Source organism: Curtobacterium sp. VKM Ac-1376 (genome assembly GCF_015351025.1).
Taxonomy (GTDB): Bacteria; Actinomycetota; Actinomycetes; order Actinomycetales; family Microbacteriaceae; genus Curtobacterium.
Window position 1 is genome coordinate 11,596 of record NZ_JADKRV010000009.1, and the last position, 15,491, is coordinate 27,086.

Here is a 15,491-nt window from a genome sequence, read left to right on the forward strand (position 1 = left end):
TCAGGCGGAGACGACTTCAGGCGGAGACGAGCTCCGGCGCGTCGGCGCCGGTGGCCGCACCCGCGCGCACCGCGCGGTTCACCGCGGAGACGATCGCCTTGAGCGACGCCGTCGAGATGTCGGCGTCGATGCCGACGCCCCAGAGGCGCACGCCGTCGACGTCGAGCTCGACGTAGGACGCGGCCTTCGCGTCACCGGAGGCGCTCATCGTGTGCTCCGAGTAGTCGTACAGCGTGACCTGGACACCCTGGTCGGCCAGCACCTTGAGGAACGCGTCGATCGGACCGGTGCCGACGGCCTCGGCCGTGATCGCGCCCTCGTCGACCCGGAGCGCGACCGACAGCGAGGTCGTGCCCTCGAAGTCGCTCGACGTCGCAGTCTTGGTGAGCTCGTACCGGCCCCACTTCTCGTCGTCGATCGAGGCGGGCAGGTACTCGTCCTGGAACACGTCCCAGATGCGCTGCGACGAGAACTCGCCGCCCTCGGAGTCCGTGTGCCGCTGCACGACACCGGAGAACTCGATCTGCAGCTTGCGCGGCAGGTCGAGCGCATGGTCGGTCTTGAGCAGGTACGCGACACCGCCCTTGCCGGACTGCGAGTTGACGCGGATGACGGCCTCGTACGAGCGGCCGATGTCCTTCGGGTCGACGGGCAGGTACGGCACCGCCCACGCGATCTCGTCGATGTCCTTGCCGGCGGCGGCGGCCTTGGCCTTCATCGCTTCGAAGCCCTTGTTGATCGCGTCCTGGTGCGAGCCACTGAACGCCGTGTACACGAGGTCACCCGCCCACGGCTGGCGCTCCGGCACGGGCAGCTGGTTGCAGTACTCGACCGTGCGCTTCACCTGGTCGATGTCGGCGAAGGAGATCTCCGGGTCGATGCCCTGGGTGAACAGGTTCATGCCGAGGGCGACCAGGTCGACGTTGCCGGTGCGCTCACCGTTCCCGAACAGGCAGCCCTCGATGCGGTCAGCGCCGGCCAGGTACCCGAGCTCTGCGGCCGCCACCGCGGTGCCGCGGTCGTTGTGCGGGTGCAGCGACAGGATGACGTTCTGTCGGTGCGCGAGGTTGCGGGACATCCACTCGATGGAGTCGGCGTAGACGTTCGGCGTCGCCATCTCGACGGTCGCGGGCAGGTTGATGATGACCTGGCGCTCCGGCGTCGGCTCGAAGACCTCGAGGACGGCGTTGCAGATCTCCAACGCGACCTCGAGCTCGGTGCCCGTGTAGGACTCCGGCGAGTACTCGTAGTAGATCGTGGTGTCGTGCTGCAGGGTCGCTTCTGCCGCCTTGCAGAGCTTCGCGCCGGCGACCGCGATGTCCACCACGCCCTGCACGTCGGTGCGGAACACGACCTCGCGCTGCACGATCGACGTCGAGTTGTACAGGTGGACGATGGCCTGCTTCGCGCCGTCGATCGCCTCGTAGGTGCGCTGGATGAGGTGCTCACGCGCCTGGGTCAGCACCTGGATCGTGACGTCGTCGGGGATGGCGCCCTCGTCGATCAGCGACCGGACGAAGTCGAAGTCGGTCTGCGAGGCGCTCGGGAACCCGACCTCGATCTCCTTGTAGCCCATGCCGACCAAGAGGTCGAACATCGCACGCTTGCGCTCGGCGTCCATCGGGTCGATGAGGGCCTGGTTGCCGTCACGCAGGTCCACGGCGCACCAGCGCGGGGCTTTGTCGATGCGCTTGGCAGGCCAGGTGCGGTCGGGCAGGTCGACGCTGATCTGCTCGTGGAAGGGCACGTACTTGTGGATCGGCATCCCGGAGGGCTGCTGCGTGTTCTGCATCGTTCGTCGCTTTCGTCGCGTGATCGTGAGCTCTTGCGGTGCGGCCACGACGGACTCCGCGACGAGGTGGGCCGGAGTGTCAGGCCTCGTCGCGGCAGCGAAGGAGGAGGAGTGCCGAGTACATCGACACCCACGGTAGCACCGGTGAACCAGGCTGGCGCAAGCGTGTGACGCGGGACCGCCCGGCGCTTCCGAGTGGGGCTGCCGAGTGGGCTGCCGAGTGGGGTGCCGAGTGGTCGAGACATGCCGCGGGCCCGTCGCCGAGAGGTCCCGTTCTGTCGCCCGGGCCGCGTCCAGACGACGGTTCGTGACACCTCGGCGGACGTGAGCGGCATGGCTGGGCCGTGCACGGCACGTCCGCGCGACCCCACCACGGACGGGAGGCCCGGTGCCAGCTGGCCCCGGGCCTCCCGTGTCGTCGCGCGGTGCGACCAGGGCGACGCGTCAGTCGACCGCGAGCGCCTCGGTCGGCGGGACGCGCATCGCGCGCCGCACCGGGGCGATGGTGGCGACGACCGCCAGGACCAGCGCGCCGATCACCACGATGCCGATGGTCAGCGGCGGCAGCACCGGTGCCACGGGCGTCCCGAGCGAGCCGAGCAGCGTCTGTCCGCCGACCCAGCCGTACAGGGTGCCGAGCACGAGCCCCGAGACGACGGCCGCCACGACCATCTGCACGGCCTCGGTGACGATCATCCGGCGGACCTGCGCCGCGGTCAGCCCGAGCACACGGAGCAGCCCGAGTTCGCGTCGCCGCTGGAGCACCCCGAGGGCGAGGGCGTTCACCACACCGACGGCCGCGATCACGGCGGAGAACCCGACGATCACGCTGACCACCGCGTTGATCTGGACGAAGAGCTCGCGCTGCGCCTCGATCATCTGGGGCGTTGCACTCCCCTCGCTCATCGCCCGCATCTGGGTCTCGAGCACGTGCTGCATGATCCCGAGCGCCACCGCGAAGGTGACCAGCAGGGTCACCCCGATGACGAGCCCGATCGTGGCTCGGGAGGACCGGCCCGGCGCCCGCATCGCGTTGCGCCCGGCGAGCAGGACGACCGGGTCGTGCGAGCCGATACGACCGATGAGCTGCAGCACGGGCGGCATCACGATGGTCGCGCCGACCGCGACGCCCGCGAAGGAGACGAACCCGCCGAGCGCTGCCGGGAGCACGGCGATCGGCGACGAGGCGCTGATCGCGAGTCCGAGGAGCACCAGCGCGGCACCGACCGCCATGAGCACGATCGCCCAGACCTTGCGGGCGGTGCCGGAGCGGACGTCGTCGTGGCTCGGCTCGATGCTCGAGGACAGCGCCTCGAGCGGAGTGACGGTCAGTACGCGGCGGGACCCCGCGGCGAACGCGCCCCAGGTCGCGAGGACGACGGCGACCACGGGGAGCACGAGCTCCCACGGCACGAGGGTGTAATCGGTGTCGGGCAGGAACCCGTTGCCGCGGAGGACGACGACGAACACGGCCGAGAGCGCGGTGCCCACGACGGCGCCGCTGATCCCGCCGAGCACCCCGACGACGAGACCCGTCCGGGTGATCCGGGTACGGAGGGTGGCACCGGTGGCACCGATGAGCCGCTGCAGCGCGATGATGCGGGTCTGACCGGCGATGAGCGTCGCACACGTGTTGGCGGTGACGATCGCACCGACGTAGAGCGCGATGCCGAGGAACAGCCAGCCGACCACGGACAGAATCGCCTTGATCGGACCGAGGTCGGCGAGTCCGGCGGCCCCGAGCGCCTCGGCCACGACGCCCGGGGCGATGACGAGCGCCGACCCGAACGTGGTGCCGAGCGCGGCGACGAGGACGGTGGGAGCGAAGGACCGGATACCGTTCACGCTGCGGCCTCCATCCCGAGCATCGTGGTGGAGATCGCGCCAGCGTCCATCGCGGGGCGGTCCGCGATGATCCGGCCGTCGGCGAGGAACAGGATGCGGTCCGCGTTCGCGGCCGCGACCGGGTCGTGCGTCACCATGACGACGCTCTGCCCCCACTCCTGGACCGCACCCCGCAGGATCGCGAGCACGTCACGACCGGTGCGCGAATCGAGCGCGCCCGTCGGCTCGTCGGCGACGACCACCGCCGGGCGTGAGGCGAGTGCCCGGGCGATGGCGACGCGCTGCTGCTGTCCGCCGGAGAGCTGGTGCGGCCGGTGCGTCAGGCGGTTGCCGAGCCCGAGCATCTCGACCAGACGGTCGATCCAGGCGGTCTCCTCGCGCGACGGCTTGTGTCCGCCGAGCAGGAACGGCAGCCGGATGTTCTCGCTGACGTCGAGCGTCGGCACGAGGTTGAACGACTGGAACACGAACCCGAGCCGACGCCGGCGGAGCTCGGTGAGGTCCTTGTCACCGAGGGCGGTGACGTCGACGCCGTCGATCCGGATCCGGCCCGCCGACACCGCGTCGAGACCGGCCGCGACGTGCATGAGCGTCGACTTGCCGGAACCCGACGGGCCCATCACAGCGGTGAACTCCCCCGCACCGATGTCGACGCTGACGTCGTCGAGCGCCGTCACCCGTCGGGATGCGTCGCCGTAGTGCTTGGACACGTGGTCGAGACGGATGATCGGAGCGTGGCTGGTGGTCATGTACCCACCCTGACGGCCGGGAGGCCTTCCCGCGTCGGTCGGTCGGCTCCTGTGGATCGTCCGGTCGGCTCGGTTCCCTGTGGAGGGTTCATCCCTCCGGATGACGTGGCGTCAGTCCGCCTTCGTGACCAGGCCGTGCTCGTGGGCGAAGACGACGAGCCGCACGCGGTCCCGCAGCCCGAGCTTGGTCAGCACCCGTGAGATGTGGGTCTTCACGGTCGCCTCGCTCACGTACTCGTGCTTCGCGATCTCGCTGTTGCTGAAGCCCTTGGCGGCCAGGTCGAAGATCTCGCGCTCCCGGGGGGTGAGGTCCGCGAACGACGGCGGTACCGCGACGGCACGCTCGACGGAGTCGTCGTACCGCCGCAGGAGCTCGCGGGTGGCCGAGGCCGCGAACACGGCGGTGCCGGCGTGCACCGTGCGGACGGCGGCGAGCAGGAACTCGGGGTCGGCGTCCTTGAGCACGAAACCGCTCGCCCCGGCACGGATGGCCTTCGCCGCGGCCTCGTCGAAGTCGAACGTGGTCAGGACGAGCACCTTCGCGCCGTCGGTGCCGGACTGCTCGACGATGTGCGCCGTCGCTGTGATGCCGTCCATCACCGGCATCCGGACGTCCATGAGAACGACGTCCGGGCGGGTGCGGCGGACGAGCTCGACGCCCTCAGCACCGTCCCCGGCCTCGCCGACGAACTGCAGGTCCGGCTGCGAGTCGATGAGCATCCGGATGCCCGTGCGGAAGAGCGCCTGGTCGTCGACGAGGGCGACGCGGATCAGGTGCTCAGTGGGCGAGGTCGTGGTCATCGGGCGGTGTGCTCCTGCTCGGTCGGGGTGATGCGGCCGCGGGGCATCTGCCCGCTGGCGGGCACGGAGGGCATGCGGACAGCGACCTCGAAGTCGTCACCGCGGGCACCAGCGGTCATGGTGCCGCCGGTCATCACGGCACGCTCGCGCATGCCGACGAGGCCGTGGCCGGTACCGGGCCCACGGATGCCGTCGTCCGAGCGTCGGTTCACCACGGCGATCTCGACGGTGTCCGGCCGGTAGGTCAGGGCGGCGCGCACGGGACTGCCCGGCTCGCCGTGCTTGTACGCGTTCGTCAGGCTCTCCTGCACGATCCGGTACACCGCGAGCTGCGTGGTGGTCGGCAGTCCCGACGGGTCCCCCTGTCGTTCGACCCGGACGTCGAGCCCGAGTCGCCGCATCTCGTCGATGAGCCGGTCGATGTCGTCGATGTCGGGGGTCGGCGCCGTGCCCTGCTCGTGGCGGAGCGCGCCGAGGAGCTCGCGGACGTCGCCGAGGGCACGGCGGGCGGTGGCCGAGATCGTGGTGAGCGCCTGGTCGGCCACCGCCGGGTCGGCCTTCAGGGCGTACCGGGCACCGTCGGACTGCGCGATGACCACCGCCAACGAGTGGGCGACGATGTCGTGCATGTCGCGGGCGATGCGCACGCGCTCCTGCTCGACGGCGACCGCACGGTCGGCCCGGGCGGCGTCCCGCTCCGCGAGGAGCTGGGCCTCGCGGCTCATGCTCGCCGATCGCCGGGTGCGGACGACGAGGCCGGCGAGCCACGGCAGCAGCAGCAGCAGGAGCACGACCGCGAACGAGGACACGGTGACCTGCAAGGACTGCTGCAGGGGCGTCGACGACTCGAAGGTCAGACGGTTCCGGTAGTCGTCGATGCCGAGGTACACCGCTGCGGTCAGGGAACCGACGATGGACGAGACGAGCCCGGCCAGCCGGATCCGCCGACTGCCGTAGGCACTCGTCGTGAACATGACACCGGCGATGAAGACGTTCGACAGGTCCGGCACCTGGGCAGTCACCATCTCGAACACGGCGAACACCCACGCAACCGCGAGGGCGAGACCGGGCGACAGTCGTCGGAGCGCCAGGGCGCCGGTCATCCCGACGACGGTGACGACCGAGAGCGGACCGTCGAGCCCCCTGCCGCTGGCGATCAGCACCAGGCCGCCGAGCACGACGGCGATGACGAGGTCGGTGATGACCTGGGCGCGCAGCATCGGTCGGAACACCCGTCCACGGTACGGCCGACGGGTCATCGGCGCGTCCGTCGACCGGATGACCCGGGCTGCCGGTACCGGTCGATCAGAAGCCGAGGCGTCCCAGCTGCTTCGGGTCACGCTGCCACTCCTTGGCGACCTTCACCCGGATGTTGAGGTAGACGTGTCGACCGCCGAGCAGCGACTCGATCTCGACGCGGGCCCGCGACCCGACGTCCTTCAGGCGCTCGCCCCTGTGGCCGATGACGATCGCCTTCTGGCTGTCGCGCTCGACGAACAGGTTCGCGAAGATGCGCAGGGGCCCGTCGGCGTCATCGTCCTCGTCGGGTTCGACGACGTCCTCGATCACGACGGCGAGCGAGTGCGGCAGCTCGTCACGGACACCCTCGAGCGCCGCTTCACGGATGAGTTCGCCGATGCGTTCCTCGTCGGTCTCCTCGGTCACGGCACTGGAGTCGTACAGCTGCGGGGACTCGGGCAGCAGCGCGGTGACCACGCCAAGCAGGTCCTCGAGCTGCAATCCCTTCGTGCCGGACGTCGGGACCACGGCATCCCAGTCGCGGAGCTTCGAGACGGCCAGCAGCTGCTCGCCGACACGGTCCTTCGAGGTACGGTCGATCTTCGTGACGATGGCGACCTTCTTCGCACGCGGGTACTGGTCGAGCGTGTCGTTGATGAACCGGTCGCCCGGTCCGATCGGCTCGTTCGCCGGGACGCAGAACCCGATGACGTCGACGTCGCCCAGGGTGGCCTGCACGAGGTCGTTCAGTCGCTCGCCGAGGAGCGTCCGGGGACGGTGTACCCCCGGGGTGTCGACGATGATGACCTGGCCGCCTGGGCGGTGCACGATACCGCGGATCGCGCGCCGCGTGGTCTGCGGCTTCGACGAGGTGATCGCGACCTTCTCGCCGACCAGGGCGTTGGTCAGCGTGGACTTGCCGACGTTCGGACGGCCGACGAACGAGACGAAGCCCGCGCGGTAGGGCCTGCCGGATCCGGCGGGGGTGCTGTCGGTGTCGGTGTCGGTCATGCGTGCGATGTTCCCGTCGTGGTGGGTTCGGCGTCGTCGAAAGCGTCCTCGATGTCCGCCAGGGCGTCGGTGCGTTCGGCGAGCACGGTGATCAGGTGGCGGCGCTTGCCCTCGACACGGTCGGCGGTCAGGACGACCCCGGACACGTTCACGGTCTCGCCGGAGACGGCCAGGTGCCCGAGCTCCTTTGTGAGCAGGCCACCGGCGGTGTCGACGTCGTCGTCGTCGAGCTCGATGCCGAACAGGTCGCCGAGTTCGTCGACCGGCAGTCGGGCGGAGACCCGCCAGACACCCGGCTCGACCTCGACACGGTCGACGACCGCGCGGTCGTACTCGTCGGAGATGTCCCCGACGAGCTCCTCGATGAGGTCCTCCATCGTCACGAGTCCGGCGACGCCGCCGTACTCGTCGACGACCAGGACCAGGTGGTTCTTGGCGACCTGCATGTGGCGCAGCGTGTCGTCGGCGGCCTTCGACTCCGGCACGAACTCGGCCGGACGCAGCAGCCGGGAGACCCGCTCGGTGCCGGACCCGGGGCGTTCGTAGAGGGCGCGTGCCACGTCACGGAGGTACAGCACGCCGCGGACGTCGTCGCTGTCCTTGCCCGTCACCGGCATCCGGGACACGCCGGCGGCCAGGAACTGCTCCATCGCGGCGGCGAGGGTGTCGGCGCCGTCGACCGTCAGCATGTCGGTGCGGGGCACCATGACCTCGCGCACCAGGGTGTCGCTGAACTCGAACACCGAGTGGATGAGGTCGCGGTCCTCGTCCTCGAGCACGTTGCTCTCGGTGGCCTCGTCGACCAGGGAGAGCAACTGCTCCTCGCTCGACACCGTCGAGGCACTGCGACCGCGGCCCGGGGTCACCCGGTCACCGATCCGGACCAGCAGACCGGCCAGCGGACCGAGCACGATGCGGACACCACGGACGATCCCGCCAGTCGTGCCGATGAGCCGTTCCGCGTGGGCCCTGCCGACGCTGCGCGGACTCGAGCCGACGAGCACGAACGAGACGGCGGTCATGATCGCGGCCGAGACGACGAGCGCCACCCACCAGCTGTCGAACGCGCGCACCAGGGCGATCGTGACGAGCACCGCGGCGGCGGTCTCGGCGAGGACACGGAAGAAGTTCAGGGCGTTGACGTGCGCACCGACGTCGTCCGCGATCGCCTCGATCGCGCGCCGGCGCTTGTTGCCACGGGCGATCTCGTCCAGGTCGGCACGGGAGACCACCGACAGCGCGGCGTCACTCGCGGCGAGGAGCCCGCCGAGCACGACGAGCACCAGCGCCACCGCGAGGAGACCGGCGACGACGACCATCGGCTACCGCCCTCGGTGCTGCGCGGCGAAGGCGGTGAGGATCTCGCCCTGCAGGCCGAACATCTCGGCCTTCTCGTCGGGCTCGGCGTGGTCGAATCCGAGCAGGTGCAGGATCCCGTGGCAGGTGAGCAGCAGCATCTCGTCGGTGCTGGAGTGACCGGCCGTCTTCGCCTGCTCCTCGGCCACCTGCGGGCACAGCACGATGTCACCGAGGAGTCCAGCGGGGGTCGGGTCCTCTTCGGTGCCGGGACGGAGTTCGTCCATCGGGAAGCTCAGGACGTCGGTCGGACCGGGCTCGTCCATCCACCGCACGTGCAGCTGTTCCATCGCGCCCTCGTCGACCAGGACGACGGCGAGCTCCGCGTCGGCGTGGACGTGCATCGCGTCGAGGGCGAAGGCGGCGAGCCGCTGGATCGCCGCCTCGTCCACCTCGACCCCGGACTCGTTGTTGAGCTCGATGCTCACCGGTTGCCTCCTCGGGCGTCGTTCTGGGGGGACGGGGGCCGCTGGCGGTCCTGCGGCGGACGTCCCCGGCGTTCGGCACGGTTCGCCCCGTCGAGGTTGCCGACGGGGCCGGTGCCGCGGCCACCGGGACGGTGGCCGGCCTGCTCGGCGAGGCGTTCCTCGTCGTACACGGTGTACGCGTCGACGATCCGGCCGACCAGGGTGTGGCGGACCACGTCCTCGCTGCCGAGTCGGGCGAAGTGGATGTCCTCGACGTCCTCGAGGATGCGGGTCACGAGTCGCAGGCCGGAGACGTTGCCGGGGAGGTCGACCTGGGTGATGTCGCCGGTGATCACCATCTTCGAACCGAACCCGAGACGGGTCAGGAACATCTTCATCTGCTCGGGCGTGGTGTTCTGCGCCTCGTCGAGCACGACGAACGAGTCGTTCAGGGTACGACCACGCATGTACGCGAGCGGAGCGACCTCGACCGTGCCCGCCGCCAGGAGCTTCGGGACCAGTTCGGGGTCCATCATCTCGTTCAGGGCGTCGTAGAGCGGCCGCAGGTAGGGGTCGATCTTGTCGGTGAGCGTCCCCGGCAGGAAGCCGAGCCGTTCGCCGGCCTCGACCGCGGGGCGCGTCAGGATGATCCGGTTCACCTCGCGACGCTGCAGGGCCTGCACGGCCTTCGCCATGGCCAGGTACGTCTTGCCGGTCCCCGCGGGTCCGATGCCGAACGTGATGGTGTTGTCGTCGATGGCGTCGACGTACGCGCGCTGCCCGTCGGTCTTCGGGCGCACCGACTTGCCGCGGCTCGACACGATCGGGGTGCCGAAGGTGTCCGACGGCTTCCGGTCGTCGTCGAGGATCCGGGCGGACATCGGGATGTCGGCCGGGCCGATCTCCTGCCCGCGCCTGACCATCCCGACGAGCTCGTCGACGAGCGCCTTCGCGCGGGCGACGTCCCGCTCGGGGCCGCTCAGCGCGACCTCGTTGCCGCGGACGACGACGCGGACGCCCGGGTACTGGCGTTCGACGGTCTTGAGCAGGCGGTCCTGGGGACCGAGCAGCTGCACCATGGCGATGCCGTCGACCTGGAGCGCGACGGAGACGGGCTGGTCGTCGTCGGCGGTGGGCTGTGCTGGTTCGTTATCCGGCAAGGGTGCCTTCCTGCAGTTCACCTGCGAGTACGTGCGCGTGCACGTGGAACACGGTCTGACCGGCGGCTTCGCCGGTGTTGAAGACGAGACGGAACTGGCCGTCGGCGCGCTCGTCGGCGATGCGCTGCGCGGTGGCGACCAGGTGGGCGAGGAGGCCGGGGTCCCCCGCTGCGAGCTCGGCGACGGTGGAGTACTGCTCGGTCTTGGGGATGACGAGCACGTGCACGGGTGCCTGCGGGGCGATGTCCTCGATCGCGATCACGCGGTCGTCCTCGGCGACGACGGTCGCCGGGATCTCGCGCGCGATGATCTTCGAGAAGATGCTGGGCGTACTGGTGCTCATGGCTCCATCGTAGGACGCACCCGACGGCGGGGTACGGCTCACCAGCGTCCGAGTCGCGCCTGCAGGACAGCGAGTGCGGCCGGGCCGGCGGTGGAGGTGCGCAGGACGCTGTCGCCGAGTCGGACCCGAACGGCTCCCGCGGCCTCGAGCCGGTCGAGCTCGGCACCGTCGATGCCACCCTCAGGTCCGACGACGAGGGCGATGTCGTCCACGCCCGACGGCGGCTCCCAGGCGGCGAGCCGGACCGTGGCGGTGGGGTCGAGCACGACGACCACGGCCCCCACGCCGAGCGCGGGCACGAGCTGCCCGGTCGTGACCAGTGGTGCGATCGCGGGCACGCGTGGTCGGACGGCTTGCTTCGCGGCCTCGTGCGCGATCGCCGCCCACCGCGCGCGGCCCTTCTCGACCTTCGGGCCGTCCCAACGGGAGACGCTCCGCGCGGCCGCCCACGGGACGACCCGGTCGACGCCGATCTCGGTCGCAGCCTGCACCGCCATCTCGTCGCGTCCGCCCTTCGCCAGGGCCTGCACGAGGGTCAGCGACGGGCGCGGTGTGTCCTGGTGCTCGACGGTCTCGACCGCGAGCTCCAGCGTGTCCTTGCCGAGCGTGGTGACCGGACCGGACACCACCGTGCCCCGACCGTCCGCGATCCGCAGGACCTCGCCGACCCGCACGCGCGCGACGGACACGGCGTGCCGGCCCTCGGCGCCGTCGAGCGACACCCGGCCACCGACCGTCACGCCGTCGAGCGAGTCGACGAGGTAGAGCGACGCCATCAGTGGTTGAAGAAGCGGTCGCGGAGCTTGCCGAACATGCCCTGCTGGAACCGGGAGAGCTGCGGCGGCGCGGCCTTGTGCGACTTCGCGAGCTGCTCGTACAACTGTCGTTCCTTGTGGGACAGCTTGGTCGGGGTGACGACCTGCACGCCGACCCGGAGGTCGCCGCGGCCGTTCCCGCGCAGCTTCGTGATGCCGCGGTCCTTGATGACGAGCACGTCGGCGCTCTGCACACCGGGTCGGATCTCGAGCTCGACCGGGCCGTCGAGACCGTCGATCGTGGTGGTCGTACCGAGCACCGCATCGGTCAGGCCGACCTCGAGCGTCGCGAGCAGGTCGTCGCCGTCGCGGCTGAAGACGTCGTCGTGGCGCACGCGGATCTCGAGGTAGAGATCGCCGGACGGGCCACCGGCCGGACCGACCTCGCCCTGGCCGGGCATCTGCAGGCGCAGGCCCGAGTCGACACCGGCGGGGATGTCGACCGGCACCGTGCGACGGGCGCGGACGCGGCCCTGTCCCTGGCAGGTCGGGCAGGGGCTCGGGATGACGGTGCCGTAGCCACGGCAGGTGCCGCAGGGTGCGCTCGTCACGACGTTGCCGAGGAGCGAACGGACCTGGCGCTGGATGTGTCCAGAGCCGCCGCAGATGTCGCAGGTGCGGGGGCTGGTGCCGGGTGCGCAGCAGGAGCCGTGGCAGGTCTCGCACAGCACGGCCGTGTCGACCTCGACGTCCTTGTGGGTGCCGAAGACGACCTCGTCCAGGTCCACCTCGATGCGGAGCAGGGCGTCCTGCCCGCGCTCGGCACGGCTGCGCGGGCCGGACCCGCGTCCGCCGCCCCCGCCCCCGCCGAAGAAGGCGTCGAAGATGTCGCTGAAGCCGCCGGCGCCACCGCCGAAGGGGCTGTCGGCCTGCGGACCGGCGTCGTACCGGCGTCGCTGCTCGGGGTCGCTCAGCACGTCGTACGCGTGCGTCACGTCCTTGAAGCGCTCGGCGGCGTCGGGTGCCGGGTTCACGTCCGGGTGGAGCTCACGCGCCAGGCGGCGGTAGGCCTTCTTGATGTCGGCATCGGAGGCGTCTCGCTGGACGCCGAGGACGTCGTAGTGGTCTGCCACGTATCCCTCAGTCGGTTGTGTTCGGTCGGTCGGTCAATGTTCGCCCAGGAGTTTGGACAGGTACCGTGCAACGGCTCGGACGGCTGCCATGTTCGTGCCGTAGTCCATGCGGGTCGGCCCGAGGACGCCCAGGCGGGCCACCTCGCCACGGGCCAGGTAGCCGCCGGCGACGATGCTCGTGGCGTCGAGCCCGTACTCGGCGTTCTCCACGCCGATGCGGGCCGCCACCGCGACGTCGTCCACCTGCATCTCCCCGAACAACCGGAGCAGGGTGACTTGTTCCTCGATCGCCTCGAGCACGGGGAAGAGGCCACCGGAGAAGTCCTGTTCGCTCTTCGCCAGGTTCGCCGCACCGGCCATCAGCAGGCGGTCCTGCCGGTTCGCCGCGACCTGCTCGATGAGCGTCGCGACGACCACGCCGCCGAGTGTCTGGGCATCGGGCCGGAGTCGCTGCGGCACCGCACGGAGGGCCGCGGGGACGTCCTGCAGCAGGAGCCCCACCGTCGCGCCGTTCACGACCGTGCGGAGCTCGGCCAGAGACGGTTCGTCGAGGGAGACGTCGGTCTCGACCACGCGCTGCTCGACCCGCGCGGTGTCGGTGATGAGCACCACCATCAGGCGGGCGTCGCCGAGCCGGACGAGCTCGACGTGCTGGACCCGGGCGCGCACCATCAACGGGTACTGCACCAGGGCGACCTGGTTGGTGAGCTGGCTGAGCAGCCGGACGGTGCGGCCGAGGACCTCGTCGAGGTCGTTCGGGGCGCCGAGGAAGGTCTCGATCGCGTGCCGCTGGGCACTGGAGAGCGGTCGCGCGGCGGCGAGGTGGTCGACGAAGACCCGGTACCCCTTGTCGGTGGGTACCCGGCCGGACGAGGTGTGCGGGGCGGCGATGAGCTGCTCGTCCTCGAGCAGCGCCATGTCGTTCCGGATCGTGGCGGCGCTGACCCCGAAGGCGTGCCGCTCGACGATGGTCTTCGACCCGACTGGTTCGCGCGACGCCACGTAGTCGCGCACGATTGCCTTGAGGACCTCGAGGCTGCGTTCACTGACCACGAGCGCCTCCTTCCCGATCGACCTGGCACTCGGACGTGTCGACTGCTGATCCTACGCCCGACCACCGACGGCCCGGGACTTCCGGGCGACCGGCCGATACGCTTCCGACATGACCTACGGACAGCAGCCCGGCGGCCCCTACGGCCAGGGACCCGGCGGACCCCAGCAGCCCGGCGGACCCCAGTACCCCGGAGGACCCCAGTACCCCGGCGGCTACACCCCGCCCCAGCCGATGAGCCCCGAGGACCAGCGACTGTGGGCCACGCTGACCCACATCGGTGGCATCTTCTTCAACTTCATCGCGCCGCTGGTGGCCTACCTGGTGCTCCGTGACCGCGGCGGCTTCATCCGCGAGCACACCCGGGTGGCGCTGAACTTCCACATCACGATGGCAATCGCCTACGTCGTGTCCGGGCTCCTCACCGTCATCCTGATCGGCGCGCTGTTGCTCCCTGTGATCGCGGTCCTGACGATCATCTTCGGCATCATGGCCGCGATCGCCGCAAACCAGGGCCAGTTCTACCGCTACCCGCTCTCGATCGAGTTCATCAAGCAGTAAGTGGCGCGGTCCGCTCAGTCGAGCAGCTCCCGCACCACCGCGTCGGCGAGCAGGCGACCCCGCAGGGTGAGGTCGATGCGTCCCCGCACCGCGGCAGAACCGTCCACCAGCCCACGTGCGATGAGGCCGGCAACCCGGCCACGGGCCTCCTGGCGGATCTCGCTCGTCGCGAGTTCCCCGCGCACGCGGGCAGCGAGCATCAGACGCTCGACGTACCGGGTCTCGTCGTCGATCGTCTCGCGGCCCGCGGCCGGCGACTCGCCCGACAGCACACGATTCGCGTACGCGGCCGGGTGCTTCACGTTCCACCACCGGGTGCCGGCGACGGCGGAGTGGGCCCCCGGGCCGACGCCCCACCAGTCGTGGCCCTTCCAGTAGGACAGGTTGTGGCGACTCGCGTGCTGCGCGGTGCCGCCCCCCGCGTCGAGGCGCGCCCAGTTCGAGACCTCGTACCAGGCGTAGCCGGCGTCACCGAGCACCTGGTCCGCGAGCTCGTACATGTCGGCGGCCAGGTCGTCGTCCGGGGCGGGGAGCTCCCCGCGGGCAACCATGCGTCCCATCGCGGTGCCGTCCTCGACGATGAGCGAGTACGCGGACACGTGGTCGGGGGCGCACGCGATGGCGGCGTCGAGCGAGGTGCGCCAGTCGGCGAGCGACTCCCCGGGCGTCGAGTAGATGAGGTCGAGCGAGACGTCGAGCCCCTGCTGCTTCGCGAGGTCGACGACGACCGGGACCCGGAGCGGGTCGTGGGTGCGGTCGAGGGTCGCGAGCACGTGCGGCACGGCGGACTGCATGCCGTAACTCACCCGGTTGAACCCGCCGGCGCGGAGCGTCTCCAGCGACGTGGCGTCCACCGAGTCGGGGTTCGCCTCGGTCGTGACCTCGGCACCGGGCAGGATCCCCCAGGTGTCGTCGATCGCCCGCAGGATCATCGCGAGGTCGGACGCCGGGAGCATCGTCGGGGTCCCGCCACCGAAGAACACCGTGGACACCGGCCGCCGCGGGACCCCGGAGCGGTCGAGCACGGACGCGGCCCACTCGATCTCACGCACGGCGTGCCCGGCGTAGTCGTCGCGACGCACGCCGCGGAGCTCGGACGCCGTGTACGTGTTGAAGTCGCAGTACCCGCAGCGCACCCGGCAGAACGGCACGTGCACGTACACACCGAAGGGCAGGTCACCGACGTCGGGACCCGCCGGGGATCCGGCGGCGGTGCCCGCCGTGGCGCGGGGGGTGATCAGTCCGTCCGCTGGCGCTGGATCGGCGATCGGAAGAGCACTCGGCATGG

15 protein-coding genes are annotated in these 15,491 nt (G+C 70.7%); 1 reads left to right on the forward strand and 14 read right to left on the reverse strand.

Annotated elements, in window-relative coordinates; all coding sequences use genetic code 11:
- Positions 1-16 precede the first annotated feature (16 nt).
- The 13 genes from leuA to hrcA form a co-directional block, all read right to left on the reverse strand.
- Positions 17-1,792, reverse strand: a complete 1,776-nt coding sequence (leuA, locus tag ITJ56_RS11670; RefSeq protein WP_194630785.1) for a 2-isopropylmalate synthase — start codon at positions 1,790-1,792, stop codon at positions 17-19.
- A gap of 444 nt (positions 1,793-2,236) precedes the next feature.
- The gene (locus tag ITJ56_RS18970; protein ID WP_194630786.1) at positions 2,237-3,637 is read right to left on the reverse strand and encodes an ABC transporter permease; all 1,401 of its coding nucleotides are present in this window, start codon (positions 3,635-3,637) and stop codon (positions 2,237-2,239) included.
- On the reverse strand, positions 3,634-4,386 hold the full coding sequence (locus ITJ56_RS11680) for an ABC transporter ATP-binding protein (protein ID WP_194630787.1): 753 nt from the start codon (positions 4,384-4,386) through the stop codon (positions 3,634-3,636). Before ITJ56_RS11680 ends, ITJ56_RS18970 begins: the two co-directional genes overlap by 4 nt.
- Positions 4,387-4,497: 111 nt before the next feature.
- Positions 4,498-5,187 (reverse strand): response regulator, encoded by a 690-nt coding sequence (locus ITJ56_RS11685; RefSeq protein WP_194630788.1) that lies wholly within the window; start codon positions 5,185-5,187, stop codon positions 4,498-4,500.
- Positions 5,184-6,419, reverse strand: a complete 1,236-nt coding sequence (locus ITJ56_RS18975) for a sensor histidine kinase (protein WP_323749793.1) — start codon at positions 6,417-6,419, stop codon at positions 5,184-5,186. The genes ITJ56_RS11685 and ITJ56_RS18975 overlap by 4 nt, the downstream gene beginning before the upstream one ends.
- 73 nt (positions 6,420-6,492) lie before the next feature.
- A complete protein-coding gene (gene era, locus ITJ56_RS11695; RefSeq protein ID WP_194630789.1) occupies positions 6,493-7,437 on the reverse strand; it encodes a GTPase Era in 945 nt (314 codons plus the stop codon).
- On the reverse strand, positions 7,434-8,756 hold the full coding sequence (locus ITJ56_RS11700) for a hemolysin family protein (protein WP_194630790.1): 1,323 nt from the start codon (positions 8,754-8,756) through the stop codon (positions 7,434-7,436). The genes era and ITJ56_RS11700 overlap by 4 nt, the downstream gene beginning before the upstream one ends.
- Before the next feature lie 3 nt (positions 8,757-8,759).
- A complete protein-coding gene (gene ybeY, locus ITJ56_RS11705; protein ID WP_194630791.1) occupies positions 8,760-9,221 on the reverse strand; it encodes an rRNA maturation RNase YbeY in 462 nt (153 codons plus the stop codon).
- Complete coding sequence (locus tag ITJ56_RS11710; protein ID WP_194630792.1) at positions 9,218-10,360, reverse strand: PhoH family protein; 1,143 nt, start codon at positions 10,358-10,360, stop codon at positions 9,218-9,220. The genes ybeY and ITJ56_RS11710 overlap by 4 nt, the downstream gene beginning before the upstream one ends.
- A complete protein-coding gene (locus ITJ56_RS11715; protein ID WP_194630793.1) occupies positions 10,350-10,703 on the reverse strand; it encodes a histidine triad nucleotide-binding protein in 354 nt (117 codons plus the stop codon). The genes ITJ56_RS11710 and ITJ56_RS11715 overlap by 11 nt, the downstream gene beginning before the upstream one ends.
- A gap of 38 nt (positions 10,704-10,741) precedes the next feature.
- Positions 10,742-11,479, reverse strand: a complete 738-nt coding sequence (locus ITJ56_RS11720; protein ID WP_194630794.1) for a 16S rRNA (uracil(1498)-N(3))-methyltransferase — start codon at positions 11,477-11,479, stop codon at positions 10,742-10,744.
- Positions 11,479-12,591 carry a molecular chaperone DnaJ gene (dnaJ, locus tag ITJ56_RS11725; RefSeq protein ID WP_194630795.1) on the reverse strand — a complete coding sequence of 371 codons (1,113 nt, stop codon included), beginning with the start codon at positions 12,589-12,591 and terminating at the stop codon, positions 11,479-11,481. Before dnaJ ends, ITJ56_RS11720 begins: the two co-directional genes overlap by 1 nt.
- Positions 12,592-12,624: 33 nt before the next feature.
- Positions 12,625-13,644, reverse strand: coding sequence for a heat-inducible transcriptional repressor HrcA (hrcA, locus tag ITJ56_RS11730; protein WP_194630796.1), 1,020 nt, complete (start codon positions 13,642-13,644; stop codon positions 12,625-12,627).
- 109 nt (positions 13,645-13,753) lie between these two features.
- On the opposite strand from hrcA, the gene ITJ56_RS11735 reads away from it, so the two are divergent.
- Positions 13,754-14,203: a DUF4870 domain-containing protein gene (locus ITJ56_RS11735; RefSeq protein ID WP_228517677.1), complete on the forward strand. Its 450-nt coding sequence runs from the start codon at positions 13,754-13,756 to the stop codon at positions 14,201-14,203.
- Between the two features lie 14 nt (positions 14,204-14,217).
- Here the strand turns inward: ITJ56_RS11735 and hemW are convergent, their stop codons facing one another.
- Positions 14,218-15,489, reverse strand: a complete 1,272-nt coding sequence (hemW, locus tag ITJ56_RS11740; protein ID WP_194630797.1) for a radical SAM family heme chaperone HemW — start codon at positions 15,487-15,489, stop codon at positions 14,218-14,220.
- Positions 15,490-15,491: the final 2 nt, after the last annotated feature.

Bases quoted from the DNA above. Each gene is read 5' to 3' on its own strand.
- leuA (WP_194630785.1), bottom strand. From the start codon at position 1,792: ATGCAGAACACGCAGCAGCCCTCCGGGATGCCGATCCACAAGTACGTG.
- ITJ56_RS11680 (WP_194630787.1), bottom strand. From the start codon at position 4,386: ATGACCACCAGCCACGCTCCGATCATCCGTCTCGACCACGTGTCCAAG.
- ITJ56_RS11685 (WP_194630788.1), bottom strand. From the start codon at position 5,187: ATGACCACGACCTCGCCCACTGAGCACCTGATCCGCGTCGCCCTCGTC.
- era (WP_194630789.1), bottom strand. From the start codon at position 7,437: ATGACCGACACCGACACCGACAGCACCCCCGCCGGATCCGGCAGGCCC.
- ITJ56_RS11700 (WP_194630790.1), bottom strand. From the start codon at position 8,756: ATGGTCGTCGTCGCCGGTCTCCTCGCGGTGGCGCTGGTGCTCGTCGTG.
- ITJ56_RS11715 (WP_194630793.1), bottom strand. From the start codon at position 10,703: ATGAGCACCAGTACGCCCAGCATCTTCTCGAAGATCATCGCGCGCGAG.
- ITJ56_RS11720 (WP_194630794.1), bottom strand. From the start codon at position 11,479: ATGGCGTCGCTCTACCTCGTCGACTCGCTCGACGGCGTGACGGTCGGT.
- ITJ56_RS11735 (WP_228517677.1), top strand. From the start codon at position 13,754: ATGACCTACGGACAGCAGCCCGGCGGCCCCTACGGCCAGGGACCCGGC.
- hemW (WP_194630797.1), bottom strand. From the start codon at position 15,489: ATGCCGAGTGCTCTTCCGATCGCCGATCCAGCGCCAGCGGACGGACTG.